Source organism: Christiangramia fulva, assembly GCF_003024155.1.
Classification (GTDB): domain Bacteria; phylum Bacteroidota; class Bacteroidia; order Flavobacteriales; family Flavobacteriaceae; genus Christiangramia; species Christiangramia fulva.
In genome coordinates, this window is sequence record NZ_CP028136.1 from 534,143 (window position 1) to 553,807 (window position 19,665).

13 protein-coding genes and 1 CRISPR repeat array are annotated in these 19,665 nt (G+C 34.6%); of the genes, 3 read left to right on the top strand and 10 right to left on the bottom strand.

Going from position 1 to position 19,665, the window contains the following annotated elements:
• Window positions 1-470 precede the first annotated feature (470 nt).
• The gene (locus tag C7S20_RS02615) at window positions 471-713 is read left to right on the top strand and encodes a helix-turn-helix domain-containing protein (RefSeq protein WP_107011019.1); all 243 of its coding nucleotides are present in this window, start codon (window positions 471-473) and stop codon (window positions 711-713) included.
• A 230-nt stretch (window positions 714-943) separates the two neighbouring features.
• Here C7S20_RS02615 and C7S20_RS02620 read toward each other — a convergent pair whose 3' ends face one another.
• From C7S20_RS02620 to cas9, 6 genes are all read right to left on the bottom strand, one after another.
• Complete coding sequence (locus tag C7S20_RS02620) at window positions 944-1,474, bottom strand: c-type cytochrome (RefSeq protein WP_107011020.1); 531 nt, start codon at window positions 1,472-1,474, stop codon at window positions 944-946.
• 292 nt (window positions 1,475-1,766) lie between these two features.
• The gene (locus tag C7S20_RS02625) at window positions 1,767-2,303 is read right to left on the bottom strand and encodes a hypothetical protein (protein ID WP_107011021.1); all 537 of its coding nucleotides are present in this window, start codon (window positions 2,301-2,303) and stop codon (window positions 1,767-1,769) included.
• A 342-nt stretch (window positions 2,304-2,645) separates the two neighbouring features.
• Entirely contained in the window at window positions 2,646-3,014 is a 369-nt protein-coding gene (locus C7S20_RS02630; RefSeq protein WP_107011022.1) for a hypothetical protein, read from the bottom strand.
• A 472-nt stretch (window positions 3,015-3,486) separates the two neighbouring features.
• A CRISPR array of direct repeats spans window positions 3,487-7,931; the repeat unit is 46 nt; unit sequence GTTGTGAATTGCTTTCAGAATTGTATTTTTAATCAGGATTCACAGG.
• Window positions 7,932-8,039: 108 nt separating this feature from the next.
• Complete coding sequence (gene cas2, locus C7S20_RS02635; protein WP_107011023.1) at window positions 8,040-8,384, bottom strand: CRISPR-associated endonuclease Cas2; 345 nt, start codon at window positions 8,382-8,384, stop codon at window positions 8,040-8,042.
• Window positions 8,385-8,416: 32 nt separating this feature from the next.
• Window positions 8,417-9,313: a type II CRISPR-associated endonuclease Cas1 gene (cas1, locus tag C7S20_RS02640; protein ID WP_107011024.1), complete on the bottom strand. Its 897-nt coding sequence runs from the start codon at window positions 9,311-9,313 to the stop codon at window positions 8,417-8,419.
• Between the two features lie 11 nt (window positions 9,314-9,324).
• On the bottom strand, window positions 9,325-13,431 hold the full coding sequence (gene cas9 / locus C7S20_RS02645; RefSeq protein WP_107011025.1) for a type II CRISPR RNA-guided endonuclease Cas9: 4,107 nt from the start codon (window positions 13,429-13,431) through the stop codon (window positions 9,325-9,327).
• Between the two features lie 336 nt (window positions 13,432-13,767).
• Between cas9 and C7S20_RS02650 the strand changes: the two genes are divergently transcribed.
• The gene (locus tag C7S20_RS02650) at window positions 13,768-14,118 is read left to right on the top strand and encodes a hypothetical protein (RefSeq protein WP_107011026.1); all 351 of its coding nucleotides are present in this window, start codon (window positions 13,768-13,770) and stop codon (window positions 14,116-14,118) included.
• A 105-nt stretch (window positions 14,119-14,223) separates the two neighbouring features.
• Here C7S20_RS02650 and C7S20_RS02655 read toward each other — a convergent pair whose 3' ends face one another.
• From C7S20_RS02655 to C7S20_RS02670, 4 genes are all read right to left on the bottom strand, one after another.
• Window positions 14,224-14,838 (bottom strand): outer membrane beta-barrel protein, encoded by a 615-nt coding sequence (locus C7S20_RS02655; protein ID WP_107011027.1) that lies wholly within the window; start codon window positions 14,836-14,838, stop codon window positions 14,224-14,226.
• Window positions 14,839-15,229: 391 nt separating this feature from the next.
• Window positions 15,230-15,871: a CPBP family intramembrane glutamic endopeptidase gene (locus C7S20_RS02660; protein ID WP_227009086.1), complete on the bottom strand. Its 642-nt coding sequence runs from the start codon at window positions 15,869-15,871 to the stop codon at window positions 15,230-15,232.
• 146 nt (window positions 15,872-16,017) lie between these two features.
• On the bottom strand, window positions 16,018-16,461 hold the full coding sequence (locus C7S20_RS02665) for a hypothetical protein (protein ID WP_107011028.1): 444 nt from the start codon (window positions 16,459-16,461) through the stop codon (window positions 16,018-16,020).
• 378 nt (window positions 16,462-16,839) lie between these two features.
• On the bottom strand, window positions 16,840-17,943 hold the full coding sequence (locus tag C7S20_RS02670; protein ID WP_107011029.1) for a Fic family protein: 1,104 nt from the start codon (window positions 17,941-17,943) through the stop codon (window positions 16,840-16,842).
• A gap of 1,092 nt (window positions 17,944-19,035) precedes the next feature.
• On the opposite strand from C7S20_RS02670, the gene C7S20_RS02675 reads away from it, so the two are divergent.
• Window positions 19,036-19,422 carry a tRNA (5-methylaminomethyl-2-thiouridylate)-methyltransferase gene (locus C7S20_RS02675; RefSeq protein WP_107011030.1) on the top strand — a complete coding sequence of 129 codons (387 nt, stop codon included), beginning with the start codon at window positions 19,036-19,038 and terminating at the stop codon, window positions 19,420-19,422.
• Window positions 19,423-19,665: the final 243 nt, after the last annotated feature.

The following is a 19,665-nucleotide window of genomic DNA, read 5'->3' on the forward strand; positions in this document are numbered from 1 at the left end:
TACCAATACAGTAGGGATTTGCATTGGCAACCCACGGGATTGTTGTGATTTGACCTGTTCCCGCAAACAGGAATTAGAAACTACACTTAAAAAAGTGCCGGCCACCCTGGCCTATTATGTAGGGAATAATGCTAATGCGAAATCTTTGGTGAAGAAACATAAGCTTTGAGAAGAAAAGTAAGCGCATAAAAAATGGGCGCGAAACTATACTTATGCCAATAAGGTACTGGTATACCGTGCAACAATAAGTAAGCCCACGCCCGGGTCGTGAGCATTTCACCTATCATCTCGTTGCTAAAATTACCAGTTTTAATTGGCGAGACTCTAAGCGAATGCTTCTAATATTATCTAAAGAAGAATCGCAAATTTAATATTCTAAAATCAAATATAAGAAAAGATTTTAATTGTAGTTCATTTAGGCTACATTATTTTTTCAAATTTTATCAAACTTTCCCTTTCATGTTATTACAATGGTAGGGAACAATTTAGATAGAAATTTAGTGGCCTTTGGGAAAAAGGTTAAATATTATAGAACTAAGGAAAAAAAACTCAGTTTAAGGGGATTGGCAAAAAGGTGTGATGTGGAACATAGCAAAATAGCTAAAATTGAAAAAGGGCAAGTAAAAATACAATTACCTACCGTCTTTGAGCTGGCGAAAGGATTAGAAATTCATCCGAAAGAATTATTTAATTTTGAGGTTAATTTAGATTAAATCAGAATTTGGATCACTGTATTTATCTAAAATATCACCAGTAATAAAACTTCTTTTTCATACAATCTTGTTGCTCTCCACATCTTATTCTATTTCTACAAAAAATCTATAAAAGGCATAAAAAGCAAAACGACGGCCTACCTCCTGCCGGTTGTTCCAAAATCTCCAATGGTGAAAACCAGAGCATATTGAGTTTGGCTATTTCGGAGTGATGGTGCCACTTTAAGGATTTATTCGCTTTTTTTTCTCTCCTTTTCCTGTTCTTTCTCTTTTCTATTGTCCCTATCAGGATCATAGGTCTTATACATTTTTCCCATTTGCGACAAATATTTTTCAGGATTAGGTGCGCCGCGATGGCACAATACACAGTTTACCACCTGCACCTGTTTGGGTTTTGGATCGGGAAAGTAGGGTTGAAAATAATTGGCGTTTACCTCATTGGTCATTTTAATCATTCCACGTGCAATTACCTTCTCGAGTTTTTCATCACTGGGAAAATCTAATTTGGTGGGATCTTCTTTACTTGGTGTATGACAATAATTGCAGTGTACACTAAGGGAGGTTTCATAATTCTTCATAAGCCCCATGAGGCTGTCTTTTGTAATATCCTGCGGAAGAACTTTAAGGTTTTTCCACCGACTTTGAGTTACAACGTATCCTTTGTCGGGATTATGAGCAGCTTTGAAAGCATAAAGTCCCAGCACTGCCAATGAAATTGCGGCAGCAGAAAAAAACCAGGTTAGTTTTTTTTTAAATTTCATAATGATTTTGTTAAAGAAATTCCGGGATTAAGTTATTCAAAATATATTTTAGATTTAGTTTAAATAATTTCATTGGGAGTTATTGGTTGGAACCGCCTCGCCAGTTGGCAGAGTAATGGGACGCGGATTTGTCGGCTAACCGATTTTATTTGTCATGGAAATAATTTAGTTCTTTTCTCTAAAACCCGCCATTTGCGGTAAACGATGTTATAAGCTGGTGCGACATCTATGTCAACCTTAGTTTTTAAGAATACAAAATTCGAGTTACAATAAAATTTCTTACTATAAGTTTTTAGTTCTTCTTTAGATGGACCTGGATTCCAATTCCTAATAAAAGGGTATGGCTTCCAATATATTGATTTTGAGTCGTAGAATTTAAGTAGTTAAGGAATATTTCATAAGCTACACTATTATTTAGAAATATAGCAATCCCACCTTTAGCCGAAAATTCTTGTGAATTATTTTCATTAATTAAACTAAAACGATAAGAACCCTCTATAAAAGGGTTTACCATTTTTTCTTCATCTAAAAAATAAAACCTTAAAAAAGGTGATACCAAGAGCCTTTTAAAATTTGAATTTCCATTATCTGATTTGTAATGATTAAGGTCGAAATCCAACCTACTACCAAATGCGAATTTATCCCAAATGAAATAACCTATATCAGGTGATAAGTTAATATTAAATGCCTCCGAATCAACTGCACCTTCTGGTTTACTTTTTGAATAAGAAAAAGAAATACCACCTCCTACAAGCCAGTTATTTTTAGTTATTTGCGCATTTAAACTTAAGGATGTTACCAAAAGTAATAATGAGATAATTTTCTTCATATAAATTAAAATTCGAGGAATTTAATTATTTGTAAGCGTGGTAATTTGTTTTTGGGATTTTGAAATTTTAGCCATTTAATTAAAATTTGTAAAGATATCAGTTCAGGAGCACTTGCTTATAATGGTTCGCGGTTACAAGTTGCGGAGTAGGAGCCAAGATTAGTCGGCTTACCCATTTTCTTTCCTGGTATCTAAAATTACACTTTTTCTACAATTACCCGTAATTTGAGATGAGCTGTTGGCAGAAATATGGTTAGTTGTATTATTACTTTTAATAAATCTGAATTTATTTAAATTGGATAGCTATTATTTAATTAAATCAATCCTGATCTGTTAGGATTTTCATTTTTCAAAGGTCACAAATTTTAATGGATCAGGATCTTCAGGTATGCTTGCATAAAAGATATTTTGTATCTCAAATTTCTTACTGCTTATAATATTAATTTGTAAATCCCATTGTTGAGATAAATCACGAGTTGGAGTAAGTTCTATAATATTATCTCTCAATACGTAGATAAATTCTTCTTCTGTCGAATTTCTAGCATTTAAAATTAACCTGTTATTATCAATAAAATTTAAAGTATGAGTTTCGGAAAATGGTAAAGTCTCAGTATAAATTCCCAATAAACGTTCGTTATTATTGTCTTCTTCCTTGCTACACGAAGCAGCAATTATTAAAATTCCGATGAAAATTAATTTTTTTAGTTCCATACTCTCTTTTTTAAAAGATGCGAATAAGTCCCAAAAGTTGCGTCAATTTAAACTCTATTCTTTTATTTTAATTTTTTAAAGAATTTTGGGATAACCTTATTTGTGTTTCAAAATCAGGATTTTATCATTGAGTTACCAATATTCCAAAAAAATTATCTAGGTTCTTTGTAATTCTCAACCGTTGGCGGTTCGCAAGTTGCGGGAGTGGGACGCGGACTTGTCGACTTGACCATTTTTTCCTGGTTTCTAAAATTACGCTTTTTCTACAATCACCCGAAATATGAGATGAGCCGTTGGCACAAGTATGGTTAGCTGGATTATTTCTTTTAATAAATCCGAATTTATTTAATATGGATAGCTGTTTTTTAATTAATTCAATCCTGATCTGTTGGGATTTTCATTTTTCAAATGTCACAAATTGTAATGGATCAGGATCTTCAGGTACTGCTTGTCATAAAGTCGTAAGGTTTGGGTTGTGAATTGCTTTCAGAATTGTATTTTTAATCAGGATTCACAGGTATGGAAACTACAACACCACAAGCCGAAAAGTTGTGAATTGCTTTCAGAATTGTATTTTTAATCAGGATTCACAGGAGAAGAATAACGAAGTATATGACAAGCTTTGTTGTGAATTGCTTTCAGAATTGTATTTTTAATCAGGATTCACAGGAAAGAATGAGATATTATTCCCTTCTTCCTGGTTGTGAATTGCTTTCAGAATTGTATTTTTAATCAGGATTCACAGGCTACCTGTCTTAATGCTAATCGTTGCTCTTGTTGTGAATTGCTTTCAGAATTGTATTTTTAATCAGGATTCACAGGGAGGTATTAAAAGAGAAAAGGCAACCGATAGTTGTGAATTGCTTTCAGAATTGTATTTTTAATCAGGATTCACAGGGAAGCGTAACGGTGGCGTTATGTTCAGTTTGTTGTGAATTGCTTTCAGAATTGTATTTTTAATCAGGATTCACAGGGAAATGTTTTTGAAAGAACTGACAACTACAGTTGTGAATTGCTTTCAGAATTGTATTTTTAATCAGGATTCACAGGTGAAGTACAATAAAGACCTGCTCGAAACATGTTGTGAATTGCTTTCAGAATTGTATTTTTAATCAGGATTCACAGGGATCAGTTCGCGCTCCCGCAGTCAAAAGCCGTTGTGAATTGCTTTCAGAATTGTATTTTTAATCAGGATTCACAGGACAGAACCCAGGAAGAAATACAGGCCGATAGTTGTGAATTGCTTTCAGAATTGTATTTTTAATCAGGATTCACAGGTTTTGCTTTAATAGGGGTAGCTGTTGATGTGTTGTGAATTGCTTTCAGAATTGTATTTTTAATCAGGATTCACAGGAAGCCAAAAAGAATGGTAACGTAAAGCTTAGTTGTGAATTGCTTTCAGAATTGTATTTTTAATCAGGATTCACAGGGCAATTTTTAAAAGACAATGCCGAAAGGTCGTTGTGAATTGCTTTCAGAATTGTATTTTTAATCAGGATTCACAGGCCCCTACTCCTGTTAACCCTACAGACGATTGTTGTGAATTGCTTTCAGAATTGTATTTTTAATCAGGATTCACAGGTCAGCGTGGTTTTACCCTAATGAAAATACCGTTGTGAATTGCTTTCAGAATTGTATTTTTAATCAGGATTCACAGGGCTCTCCACATTCATATTATCGGCAATCCGTTGTGAATTGCTTTCAGAATTGTATTTTTAATCAGGATTCACAGGAGAAATTTTCGGCCATCAGTTCCAGGGCTGTTGTGAATTGCTTTCAGAATTGTATTTTTAATCAGGATTCACAGGTTTTGGTTTCAATTCTTCTCTTACCTACTAGTTGTGAATTGCTTTCAGAATTGTATTTTTAATCAGGATTCACAGGGCAAGGCTTAATTGTTCTATGGCTAATTGGGTTGTGAATTGCTTTCAGAATTGTATTTTTAATCAGGATTCACAGGCAGATAAAAAACGTTCTGCTCTTTCAATAGTTGTGAATTGCTTTCAGAATTGTATTTTTAATCAGGATTCACAGGTGATCTGCATACATAGTGTCTAAGTCATTAGTTGTGAATTGCTTTCAGAATTGTATTTTTAATCAGGATTCACAGGTTTCAAATTTGTAGGTACCAAACTTTCAGGTTGTGAATTGCTTTCAGAATTGTATTTTTAATCAGGATTCACAGGGTGTGAACTTTACCATCGATAATATCGAAGTTGTGAATTGCTTTCAGAATTGTATTTTTAATCAGGATTCACAGGCCTTCATATTAACGGTAGCCGAACGGTAAAGTTGTGAATTGCTTTCAGAATTGTATTTTTAATCAGGATTCACAGGAATCCAAGATCAAATAACATCTATTAACTAGTTGTGAATTGCTTTCAGAATTGTATTTTTAATCAGGATTCACAGGTACGGACTTGGACAAACGGGTGTATTGGAAGTTGTGAATTGCTTTCAGAATTGTATTTTTAATCAGGATTCACAGGATCACTTAAAAAATTCCTCGCTTCAGCCAGGTTGTGAATTGCTTTCAGAATTGTATTTTTAATCAGGATTCACAGGACACTTCTATGGCCGGTGCAAAGTATGTAAGTTGTGAATTGCTTTCAGAATTGTATTTTTAATCAGGATTCACAGGAGAGCATTTTGACGGTGCGACCCTCACCGAGTTGTGAATTGCTTTCAGAATTGTATTTTTAATCAGGATTCACAGGTTTTTCCTGCTGCTTGCCATCACCTATCCAGTTGTGAATTGCTTTCAGAATTGTATTTTTAATCAGGATTCACAGGAAAGCAACGGTGGAATCTGCTGTCACCTAAGTTGTGAATTGCTTTCAGAATTGTATTTTTAATCAGGATTCACAGGTCAAAGGGATTTACTTAGTCAGCCTGTTAAGTTGTGAATTGCTTTCAGAATTGTATTTTTAATCAGGATTCACAGGTTGAAATATCGAAGCTTTCAAACATTGACGGTTGTGAATTGCTTTCAGAATTGTATTTTTAATCAGGATTCACAGGTGTGGTACCTATAGGATAGATGCCTTTTCAGTTGTGAATTGCTTTCAGAATTGTATTTTTAATCAGGATTCACAGGTAAGTCCCAACATATATTATTCATTTCATGTTGTGAATTGCTTTCAGAATTGTATTTTTAATCAGGATTCACAGGTCACCAGGTAACAGAAAGGCAGGAAAAAAGGTTGTGAATTGCTTTCAGAATTGTATTTTTAATCAGGATTCACAGGCTTAACCCGGCATCAATCATAATTAGAACTGTTGTGAATTGCTTTCAGAATTGTATTTTTAATCAGGATTCACAGGATACCGTATTCAAAGCCATACAGGATGGCGGTTGTGAATTGCTTTCAGAATTGTATTTTTAATCAGGATTCACAGGCATCCTGCGACATATCGCCTCTTATGGCCTGTTGTGAATTGCTTTCAGAATTGTATTTTTAATCAGGATTCACAGGAATGTTAGGGAATTACCAGCCGCCGACCCGTTGTGAATTGCTTTCAGAATTGTATTTTTAATCAGGATTCACAGGCTTATAAAAGAAAACAAACAACCTGCCTAAGTTGTGAATTGCTTTCAGAATTGTATTTTTAATCAGGATTCACAGGTGTCTATTCATAAGGCTATCTGTTTTGGTGTTGTGAATTGCTTTCAGAATTGTATTTTTAATCAGGATTCACAGGTCTGAAAATGGCATTGAGGAAAAGATTTATGTTGTGAATTGCTTTCAGAATTGTATTTTTAATCAGGATTCACAGGAAAAGAGTTTGCAGTAATGCTAGTTGTTGTGTTGTGAATTGCTTTCAGAATTGTATTTTTAATCAGGATTCACAGGATTTTTTCAATACTATTTCGAGCTGCTGCCGTTGTGAATTGCTTTCAGAATTGTATTTTTAATCAGGATTCACAGGTTTAGAAAAAGACGGGACAACCGTTTTTGAGTTGTGAATTGCTTTCAGAATTGTATTTTTAATCAGGATTCACAGGTTAGTAAATTTTTGGCCGAAGTAGAAACCTGTTGTGAATTGCTTTCAGAATTGTATTTTTAATCAGGATTCACAGGCACGGGAAGCCTTATACTCGGTATATTCCAGTTGTGAATTGCTTTCAGAATTGTATTTTTAATCAGGATTCACAGGCTTCATACATGATGATCTTGTTCAAACCTAGTTGTGAATTGCTTTCAGAATTGTATTTTTAATCAGGATTCACAGGAAAAGTAAAGTATAGGGTTCAAAAGCCTCAGTTGTGAATTGCTTTCAGAATTGTATTTTTAATCAGGATTCACAGGGAGAAAAAGATGGTGCTGGAAGGCCTTTCCGTTGTGAATTGCTTTCAGAATTGTATTTTTAATCAGGATTCACAGGTAACAGGTTTGAGCTTATCCCAGAAAAGGAGTTGTGAATTGCTTTCAGAATTGTATTTTTAATCAGGATTCACAGGAGAACGGGCGCGAACTATGAACGCCGGAAAGTTGTGAATTGCTTTCAGAATTGTATTTTTAATCAGGATTCACAGGTATGATTCCCGCCCCCGGCCCAGATTATAGTTGTGAATTGCTTTCAGAATTGTATTTTTAATCAGGATTCACAGGCGGAAACTGGAAATAAATGACTTCCAGAAAGTTGTGAATTGCTTTCAGAATTGTATTTTTAATCAGGATTCACAGGTTACTATGGAAGCGACTACACCCATAATTAGTTGTGAATTGCTTTCAGAATTGTATTTTTAATCAGGATTCACAGGTAAAAAAGAATTAAAGATGAATAGAGAAATGTTGTGAATTGCTTTCAGAATTGTATTTTTAATCAGGATTCACAGGAATTCCCGAAGATGCTATTAATGTAATTAAGTTGTGAATTGCTTTCAGAATTGTATTTTTAATCAGGATTCACAGGGTACCCGGCGTAAACGTCTGGTATCCTGATTTTTAACCTGTATGTTAGGATTTTAAAATGAAATGGTAAAAGTAGGTTTTGATTTGGCCCGAGCCGTCTTTTATGATTCTAAAATAGTTCAAGCTGTTGGGTAGGTTGTTCAGTTTCAGCTTCTTCTTGTCCCTGAAAAAGTTCGATCATCCCAAATTGTTTATCAGTTATCTGCATAATGCCAACTTTCCCTTTTTTAGGTAAGGCTCTCTTTGTCCTTTTAATATGAACTTCAGCATTTTCCCTACTGGCACAAAATCGAAGGTAGATAGAGAATTGAAACATTCCAAAACCATCATCCAGAAGATCTTTTCTAAACCTGTTTGCCGCCTTTCGTTCTTTCCTGGTTTCAGTAGGAAGGTCAAAAAATACGAGTACCCACATGCTTCTGTATTGATTTAATCTTGAAAATCGGTAATCCATAGTAACTTTGTCAGATCGAAATGAGTCGAGTCCTATTCATACACCGGATACAGTATTTTTCTACTTAATCCTGAAAAACATTCATACAACGAATTGGTAGTCCGGCTCATCGCAACCATCAGGGGGCTCAGTTTTCCATCTATCATTACATCTAAAACCGGGATCTGTAGAAGCTGTGTCTTTAAAAACATATTCAGGGTTTTAATATCTTCGCCTGTAGCCACTATTTCATAAACCAGGTCATCTACGAACGGCCGGTAGGGTTCCATAATATCGTCGGCCAGACAAAAAGCATTGTATTTATTTCGGTGAAAGATGCCCACTCCTGGCAGCATTCCACTACTGATAAGGGCGCGTGCCGTCACTGCTCTTAAGATCGCATAGCCATAGTTTAGCAGGTTGTTGGGCGGAATTCCTTTCTGATACCTGTTGAAATCTTCTATCTCAAACAGGTTCTGCCAGTAATGAGCGGCAGCTACAGCTTCATGGTTTTCCGTATCTCCGCTTTTTACTTCCCGGCTCCAGCGCTCCAATTTCCGGTGATTCTTTCCTCTGCGGTACAAATGTCTTGCCTGGTTTTCAATTTTAGCACTAACAGTTTGTTGCCATAAATTTTTTTTGAGTGGAAGGCTAGCACTTAATTGGTGTCTTATTCTTTCGGTTTGCTCCGTATGCCCATTCAGCGGTTGCAGCAAAGAGGAGGGGAGGTGTTGCTTATCGCAATTCACGACTGCCGCTTTGTTCTGAATAAGCTTTGTGAGCAAACCATTGGTAAGAGTGATCTGCGGATTTTCCAACACAAGCATTCCCACATCTTCTATCGGCACGGTCTTATCCTCTTTTTCCTCCTCCGGAAAGGAGATAACCAGTTGCTCATTTTTAGTGCTGAGGTAAGCCGGATTGCCGAAAAAGAGGGTGCGCTTGATCATAATTTTAAACTTTAGTATTCTCTTACCTGAACAATATCGCCTAAATGATTTAATCTTACTTTGATAATTCCTTCTATACCAGATAATCCTGTTCTTATCCAAGTCACATCTTTTAATTCTTTTTTTAGCTCCACATTTGTCTCAAGGTGATGTCTAAAGAAATAATCCCGGATAGTAAATTTCTGTACCCTGAATAAATGCCTGCTTATTTCAGTTTTATTATTGGGATCCATTAGATCAATTTCATCAGGATTGAAGTCTTCTGAAGGAAAAACAAACATTTCATTCTGCTTCATCGTAAACAAAAATTTCCATCCTTTTGGATGTTCCTTTTGGATAATAGGAAGGCTCTGGTTTTTGCGAATTACCGCTTCATAGAATGACACAACTTCTTCCTGCAGATTTCCCTTTTCATCCTGATAAATGGCCACATGATGATTATTTCCAGTACTTACATAATCAACCGGAATAGTATTCCCTCTATCATCTTTAATTTCATTGCCTAAATGATCTTTTGCATTGTGTAATGCCTCCGCGTTATTTATTCCTGAAATGGTAACCCTTTTTAAAGGAATTTTCTTGCCTTCATTTAACCAGACTGGATTTTCATCAAGGTTTGAGAAGGCCTCTTTAGCCTTTCCTTCAAAGTCATCTAGTCGCTTTTGAAGAATCCTTTGTACTCCTATATCCATCACTTTATCAATTTTTATATCAGGAGTTAATTCTTTTCGAATGGTATATTGATTCTCCAGTCGAACTGTTTTTACTTTTTCAGGTAATACAGCTCCGTTACCGTTAAGTGATATAGGATTTTTTGCTAAACTATTTTTTCCCGTAAAGGCTTTCTTAGGATCATTCTCAAATTCTGCCAAACGTTGTTGTAATGCTTCCCGATATTTTTTCTTAGCAACCGTAGAAATTTTATCCAGATCAAAACTTCCTCCTATTTTTTCAAATTTTGTGTCATATTTTTTGGCACTCCCGTAAATAGTTTCTTTATGTAATTGTCCCCTTGGAGTAAGTTCTGTTTTGGTCCTAAAATGGCCTTTTCCTTTAACCCTGATCTTATTCTTGTTTTTAGTAACGACTTTATTTTTTGCCTTATGAGAAATCAGTATAGATTCTAAATGTCTCTTAGCCTCTTCTCGAATAGTTTCAAAAGGCTTTACAAAACGTCTTCCTCCTTCTTTGCTCCGATAAGTATACTTTTCTTTAATGCCATAAAAGGAACCATTTTTTATACTCTCCGAATTCATATTGTTTAGATATTGAATAAATGCCGGGCGGGTAAATGCAACAGTAATTGCATCCATAGCGTGATGGCGATGGTCATTCCTTTTTGTCCATTCTGCAATACGTGTCAGTTCTTTCCCGTGACGATTTTGTATGGTATAGGTAAGCCCTAATGCTTTATATTTCTCAAAGTTCAGTTCTTTAAGAACATCAATCAATTCCCAGTCTTCCCGAAGTTTTGAGGTAATGGTTCCTGAGGTTAACGCCACATTTCTTGTGATTTCCAATAGGATTTGTGCAGATTTTCGGGCGATATAAGCTGCATTTCCCAAGTCGCGATTTAAAAACCCTTCAGGTATTTCTTTCCTGGTCATCAGAAGCTTTTTCCGATTCATATATTTAATATCACCGGCAGCATAAACCTCTTCTACTCGCTGCTTAAAACCTTCCAGCCAACCTTTGCGTTCGCAATAGTCGTAGGCGGTTTCGTTACCTTTTTCCAGATTAACATCCCGTAGTTCAAGAGTCTTATTTGAAAAGGAATCATCAAATAATAGTGCCTGTGGAATGATATGTTCCACATCAAATTTATTGGTGAAAAGTTCTTCAGGTTTTACATATGTACCTGAATACAGCGTTTTATAACCGGTTGCTTTTAATTCTTTATACAACCTGTATTTAATTAAATCTTTACGGCTTACATAAGGGAGTCCAAATTCTTTTTTAAGTAAAGTTCTTATTGCTTCATATTCCTTAGTGACTTTACTTATTTGTTTGGTCATTTCGCTGCGCTGCTGAGCTGTCTTTTTTAACTCACGCGCCAGTTCAATACGAATTTCATCAGGTCGTCCAAGATTTGAATCATTTAAGATTGCATTTACCACATTGATCATCTGGTTTAAAATCTTCTCAACTACCGGATTGCGTAGGCTATTCTTTTTAAGTATTTCTAACTCCGATTTTAATTCCCGATCAGCATTCTCAGCTTTTGTAATGGAATTGGAATGATTATATCCGGCTTTTGAGCAGGCTTCATCATACAAAGCTCCGTCCCTTAAATGAGGAAGTATTTTCCTCATTGCCCGGACACTAAGGCTTCCGTAATCTTTTTGAAAAGTTATTGAAGCCAGTAAACGAGCCTGGGCTTCCTGAAATCCAAATTTTTCCTGAAGCTTTTTTAATAAAGAATCTGTACCGGTTAGAGATTTATCATCTTCATAAGAATAGAGCAAATGCCAAAGTTCATAAGATGTCTGTTTAACAAAATCGTTTCCGCTCAGTTCACTATTAAAATCCAAAAGATGCTCATCAATTCCGATAGTTTTAAAACAGGCTTTTATATTTTGAATAATTTCTGAAGAAGGCTTTTTAAAATTAAGTTCATAACCTTCAATTTTTACGATCTTTTTATAAACTTCCAATAAGGCTGCATTGGTTCGGTTGCCTTCAAGATGTTTAAAGTTAAGTTTCCAGTCTTTTGGATTATTTTCAGAATCTTTAAAAAGCCATTTTAAAAATTGCTTATCGGTCATTTTATCGACCCAGGTCAGTTCTTCAAAAAGTAAATGCTTTGTATCTTCATCCAATTCATAAACCTGCAAGTCATTATTTTTTCTGGTCACTCGAATGGCGTTGATGTTTTGCCAAATCTTAAATCTTTGAAATACAGGAGAAGATTTGGGAGCCACACGCGGCCCGACCAGTTTTTTCTTCATTTCTCCATCAATTTTGACTATACGTTCCACTCCTTCAAATTCGCAAATATTAATTAGACCTTTTTGAGATTTTAAACGGCGTTGGAAAAAAATGGTTATGTCCCGTAATTCTTGACGTACTTTTTCAGTTAATTCGGGATTATGCTTGGCCTGTTCTTTCCAGATAGCATCAAATTCATCCATATAATCCTGGCGATAGAATACCAGATTTTTTAAAGAAGCGTGCGGGTTTTCTTTAAGTTGATGATATAAATATTGTCCAACGGTAAGATCATTAAAGAAGAGTTCCTTACTGCGGTCACTTATCGCACCAAGGTAGCCGCTGGACTGATTGATTTGGTTATTAATTTCAGTGAGAATAAATGCTATTTCTGTAATGTCGATTTGTTCTGAAACGGCTTTAGTTCGCCATTCGTAATGCTGAAGCTTTTTATCAGATCCGTTATTTTCAGCTCTTGCAATTCCCAGGACCTTTTCAAAATAATTTGAAGTAGCATTTTTATTTTTTCCTTTTATTTCTTCCTTGTGTTTATCTGTTAAAATTTCATTATAAAACTGTTTTTGAAATTTCCAGATTTTGTCAAACTCATCCTGTAGGTCTGAACGATAATAATCAGGTAAAATCTTTTTGCCTTCTTTTAAAAGCAGAAAAGAATATTGTCCTGGAGTTAAGTTTTGATGATAAAGTGTTTTGGCAACCGCCATTCCATCAATTAACTGCCCTTCTTCTTCATTGTTAGCTTTTCTACTGCTTTTGTATCCTCTTTTTTTGTTTATCATTAATAGGACACGGGCAAAGTCTTCTTTAGAAATTTTTTCTTTCGGAGCTTTTGCCCTGGCTTCGTAGGTCGAAAAAGTAGAATTATTTTCTGTTTCGGCAAGGGGCGTATCTTCTGTGATGAAATTGATCCTCTTTAATATTTCGATAACGGCTGCTCGACGCATTTTATACCGGTGAAGGTTTCTGCGCATTCCTCTTTTTAAGGTACGATCGGCATTAATGGTAATGCTTTGTCCTTTTTCGAAGCTTTGTTGTTCATCTGTAGAAAGTGGAACGACACGAACGCCAGTTTTAATAATTGAAGATTTCTCTTGATCGTTTTCAGCCTCATTGATTAACGCCCATCCTATGGAGGTGGTTCCAAGGTCCAAACCTAAAATTCTTTTCATTTAAAAAATTTTGTTATATTCGTTTTACAATTCTGAAGCAATTCACAATAAGGATTATTCCGTTGTGAAAACATTCAAAGCGGCCTTAACGGGTCGCTTTTTTCATCATCATCTTTTCGGCAATTTAAATTTTCCCCGGAGTGTAGGGCTGCAGAGGTATATACATAGATAATAAAAAAAAATCATTCTTCCTATCAAATATCCATTTAGCAACTCTAAACCGGCAGAAAATTTTAAGAAAAATAGCAATAATTAATTCTTGAGAAATTTTTTAAGTGTTTAATTGCATATGTTTATTATAGCTATCATTTACCGTTCGCAAATTTTAGACAACTTATGGAACCTATCCCCTATTATTACGAATCGATCAACCGCAATGCAATTCTTGTAAAGCCCAGAAAACCTTTCTTTAAGTGGCTTAATGAAGTTTTTAAAGACGAGGCCCCTGTTACTTCGATGGAAGAAAATAATCTCTACCTGGTACGGGAAATGGCCAGTAATGAAGATGTGGAAAAATGGGTCTCCAAAAATTTCGAATCTATTTTCACCAATGAATTAAATGACTGGTGTACAAACGAAGATGAATGGCCCGCACAAAGGACTTATAAATTATTTAAAGAATGGTTCAACATCGAAATCCATTCTATGATCCTGGATTTGGAAGAGGAGCCGGTTTTAAAAGAATAAGGCTGAACTTTTAAGGAACAACATCATTCAAGTTTAGATTTCAATATAAAAGCTGGCAAGTTCTGGAAGAGGAATTGCTACAACGCTATATTTAAACCCTAAAAATTATAAACGTCTCCTAAATCCTATACCTATTGATAAAACTTCCGGTTTGAAATCAGATTCTTCAAACATTTTAGTTATAGCTCTATTATAGTTAAAGAGGACCTGAATTGATGCATTAGAATTAAAATTATAATCTAATCCTACACCTGTTTTTCCCAGGATCACATATTTTTTTTCTGTAATTTCATTTTTGATGGCAAACTGGTTTATTAGTCCCAAATCTATAAAGGGACGAAAATTATTTCGGAAAAAATAGTATTTAAGACTTAACGGAATTTCTAAAAATTGAAATTTTATTTCTTCAGGTTCAGGAGGTAAGCTAAAATCACAAACCTGACAAAAATATGTTCCGGTGAAATCTCGGTTAGAATAATTGAGACCGGAATTCAATGTTATCTTATTATTTAAATATCTTTCAACCTGTAGGCCAATTTGAAAGTTGGTTTTATCATAATCTGCAAAATATCCCACATTTTCTCCAGTTTGAATTCTTTCGGAGCTGATAGTATTTTCCAAAAAAAGATCTAATCCTAATCTTGTTTTTGTATTCGATTCTTGAGCATAATTATTGTAAAACACAAAATATAGCAGGAAAAGAAATATTAGTTTTTTCATTTTTTTAGAATTTTCCTATTTCCTATAAGATGTAGTTTTTTGCAAAAGGTTGCGTATAAATGGTGCTAACGGCTGCGTATAACAGACAAATTTCACGGAGTAGGGGCCAAATTTGTAGGCTTGACTGTTTTCTAATGGGTTTTTTAAAATTACAATTTTTATTCAATACCCCATTATTTGCGATGAACCGCTGGGGTGAGTAGTTTTCTACGATAATATATAGTAATGGCAATAATGGTAATTATCATTGAAATGATAGATAATATGGAACCTTCAAATCCAAAAGCTCCTCCATTTAAGAGACTTTCATTATCAATACTAAGTTTTATTACAGAATAAGTATTCTGGCCGCTTACATTGAAACCTAAAATTGTCTGAAAAAAATTCCAGCTTAAATGAAGCGCAATTGGAAACCATAGGTTTTTGTATGTATATAGGTAATTCCTAATAATATGCCTGCTAGAAATATATTTGAAAACCCCATGAAATCAATATTCGGATTTAATGCGTGCATTAATGAGAATAAAATTGCTGATATAATTAGTGCAACATACTTGTTAAATGAGTACATAAGATTTCTTAATATATAACCTCGAAATAATATTTCTTCTGTAAGGGATACCAGAATAAATACAAAAAATGAAATCAAAATTTGATTAAAATCGAAATTGATATTTTGAATTTTTATTTCACCTAAAACTTCTAACAATCCGAATCCAAAAAGCATAATTATAGCTCCAATTAAAAAACCTGCCCAGAACCTTTTGAAGTTATTTTTAACTCTAAATCCAATGTCGATAAACTTTTCTTTATCTATAAATTTTAAGAATATCCATACAATCGAACTTGTTCCCAAAAATGAAAAAAGTTGTATAATTAATCTTTGAAAGGGTGTTTTATCAATTTCTAAATCAGTATATGAGAAACCAACTAAAGTTCCTCCAACCATTTGGAAAATTCCAACTATAAAAATATATGGAAAAATTAAAAACAGGATTCTTAACCATCCCGGGTAGGTAGATTGTTCACTCATAATAAAAAATTATTCACTACATAATGGGCATCGCAATTGCGGGAGCAGAGACGCAGATTTGTTGCTTAACGGTTTTGTTCTTTGTGGCCCAATCTAATTCTTTTTTGAAAAACCTGGCATTTGAGATAGCATTCTTGTTGCAAATTTTACTGTACTGCATATTCAATAGAAATACTTTGACCAATTTCTAATTTGGGAATTAGAGCATGATAGGTAACATTGGGAGCTTCTGCAGTTTCATTTTGATTAAACGCGATTTTTAATATCAGATTTTTTGTTTGACAATTTTCAACGAGATCATAATCAATAGAATTATTGCCAGTTGTGAGTTGATATTTACCAATTATGAGATCATATTTAGAAAAATCAATTTCAGGATCACAATTCCCAAAATTAAGTGCTTCAAATTCCGTCTGGTTTCTAATAATCTTATAACCTTCTGAAATTTCTATGTCTGAATTTTTAGTATTTGTACAACCATATTCATTTTCTAAACTGGTTATATTCAATTCTCTGTTTGTACAATTCTCACCTTCGCTACAGGCCAAAATTAAAAACGATAAAGAAATTGCTATAAGTCTAATTTTCATAATTTCCTATTTTCAATAATTAATTGGATATTCCAGTAACTTTGGCAACGGTTATGGTTCGTATTCACACTTCTTACTTTTTTGAAAAAAAGAATTTCTTGTACTCCAAAAAGAATAAACAATATACTGAATAGAAAAGTAATAGTTATCATAGCAAAGGTTGAGTTCATCAACTCTTAAAATAAAAGGTAAAAAATCCCAACACTATATAATATTGAAAAGCATCGAAATCCATTCTATGATCCTGGATTTGGAAGAGGAGCCGGTTTTAAAAGAATAAGGCTGAACTTTTAAAGAACATCATTCCAGTTTAAATATCAAAATAAAAACTGGCAATGAATGAAACTGCATTTAAGACCATAATTTCTACCTGTCTATTTATAGATTAAGCTCATAGCTAGTGCTCCTTCCTCCTCCTTTTTTTATGAATGCACCCATATCCAAGAGGTCCTGAAGATCACGGGTAGCAGTAGATTTGGAGGTTTTATTAAGGGAAATATATTTTCTGGCATTCATCCCCCCTTCAAAACCCTGGTGTCCTTCTTCCAGCATTCTTTTTATGGTTTTAAGCTGCCGCTCATTAAACTTACCCTCGAACCTATCGAAAAATTTAGCTTTCTTCACTGAAAAGTTGATAAGCTGTTCAGCATCCAGTTGAGCCTCAAGAGTTGTTTTTACAAAATAATTTATCCAGGGCGTGATCTCATTAGATCTTTGGGCAGTTTTCAAAGCCTGATAATAATCTTTCTTTTTTGCTTCTATTGCCTGAGATAAACTAAGTAATACCGGACGATAAAGATATTGAGATAATGCTTTCTCTGAGATTGCGCGCCCTATCCTTCCATTACCATCTTCGAAGGGGTGTATACTTTCAAAATAGAGATGTGCCAGCGCAGCACGAATTACAGGTTGCTTTATTTCTTCATTCGAACCCGGGGAAGTATTATTAAACCAATCAATAAATTGTGCCATCGCATTCGGCACCTTGGAAGAAGGTGGAGCCTCATAATGAACAATTTCTCTTCCCATAGCACCTGAAATAACCTGCATTGGTTCAGAGTGTTCTCTCCAGGCTCCCGCGTTCAAACCTGAACTACCTTTCATTAACATGGTATGCCAATTGAACAAAACCCTTTTTGATAACGGCTTTTGAAAATTTTTTTGTGCATCTACCATCATCTGGGAAATCCCCTGGACCCGCTGATCTTTCACCTGTACTCGCTTAATATTAAGTCCAAGATTATTCCGAATGGAAGACATTATATCTTTTCTACTTAAGTATTCTCCTTCTATCTCTGAGGTCTTCAAAGCCTCTGCCACTAATAAATCAACGATAGATTCAAATTGGAGCTCTTCTGGCAGAACTTCCATGGCTCCACTCAACCTACCGGCTCTTTCGGAAAAAGCATATAGGTTCTTCTCTACTTCATTGGTAGAATATTTAAAATTGGGCCAGTCTTTTTGCTGCCAATTATATTGCATGAGCCGAATAGAATAAATAATCGGCTCAAATATAATAAAAAAATGAACCGAATAGGCTCTTTATTCGGCTCATTATCTAATATGCCCATGTTGCATATGTCTTAATCTTAAAGAGATTTGCAATTTTAACGGCATGTATCATCCTAAAATCATTTATTATAGTTTCCTAACTTTTAACTGATATATGAAAGCCATTGTAAGTGACCAAATATCTTTTTGAATATCTATTTATAGAATTAATTATGTCTTCTATAATTTTCGCAGGTTTTATACTTTTCTAAGAGCCCAATAGGTCCAGTTTAAAACTCATCCAAATCTTAACCTTTAAGGCGTGTTGAAAATCCCTAACTTATTTTTTAGTCCGAAAATTTTCAAAATAGTGATTCTTCCCATTTATAATTATAAACAAAAAAGGGAAATTCGCTGTTACCTGAATTTCCCTCATTTAACCCATTCCTGGGGGGAACGGATTTTTTCTGAAGTTTAATTGAGTGTTTAGGGGTACAGTTCGGCCTTTGCATTATCGTTGGGCGATACTATGCCTTAAGTGTACTTTTATCCTCCATACCTAAATTAAATATATACCAAATCACTTTGACTCTGTGCTATAATTAATTATTATATTGTTAAAGTTTCACTCAACCCTTAAAAACCTCCTTAAGATCAGGGTCTGCAGAAAACCAATTTGTTGGTTCATACGGGGCAATAATTTTGATATTGCTATTAGAAAAGCGGTCGGTCAGAAAATACGGTTTAACTCACCTGAAGTATAAGGCGGGCGGTCCATATACCGGGTTAAATTGCCTTCCGACTGATTGAGGGATTTTTGATAGCACATTAAATTTCAATACTTTCTTAGTCTTAAAGATAAAAAGTTAACCTAAAAATAGTTTATTGAAAAAATATCGACACCTGAAAACTTCCCAGGTTTAGAAATGGAATTTCTTAAAGCTAGCTCCTTCGGGAAAGGGTAAAAAATAAGTGCGCTCAAGGCTCAATTTTTGAATCTTCTCCATTTCCCCTTTTGAATTTGTAACCTTTTGAAGGTTCATGAACTCTATTCTTTAAAGCGGCATTTTTAAACTCATTTAAATGGAACTCAACAATAAAGTAAACCACGTAGTTACACTTCTTAAATGGACCTATGGACTGGTTCCAATTATCGCAGGTCTGGATAAATTTGCTAACCTTCTCACCGAATGGCACAAGTATCTGGCTCCAGCTATAAAACAGATATTACCATTCTCAGAATACTCTTTTATGTATGGGGTGGGTATCATCGAGATAATCGCCGGAATTCTGGTACTATTAAAACCAAAAATCGGATCGCTTGTTGTAAGTCTTTGGCTTCTTGGAATTATCTTAAACCTTCTTATTTCTGGAGAATATTTTGATATCGCAGTAAGAGATCTTGTCATGTCTATAGGAGCTTTCTCTCTCTTTCTTTTGTTAAAGGGAGGGAACGAAACAGATGCCTAATTTGGTAATTTTTTAAAATGGATCAGTTGGGCCAGGTACTTGTTCAGAAATTAGATAAATCTTGTTGATTTTTTGAAAAGTTAAGGTTTTAAATCTGGAAAATTCCAAGAGTGAACTCCTTTGTGGCTAATGGGAAATCGATAATAAGCTCATATTTTTAGTTCCTGAAGTAATTTAGGTGATACCGGAACGAATTTTTTGCCAGTGTCATCACTGTTTACTGTTTAACATAATATTTGTGAG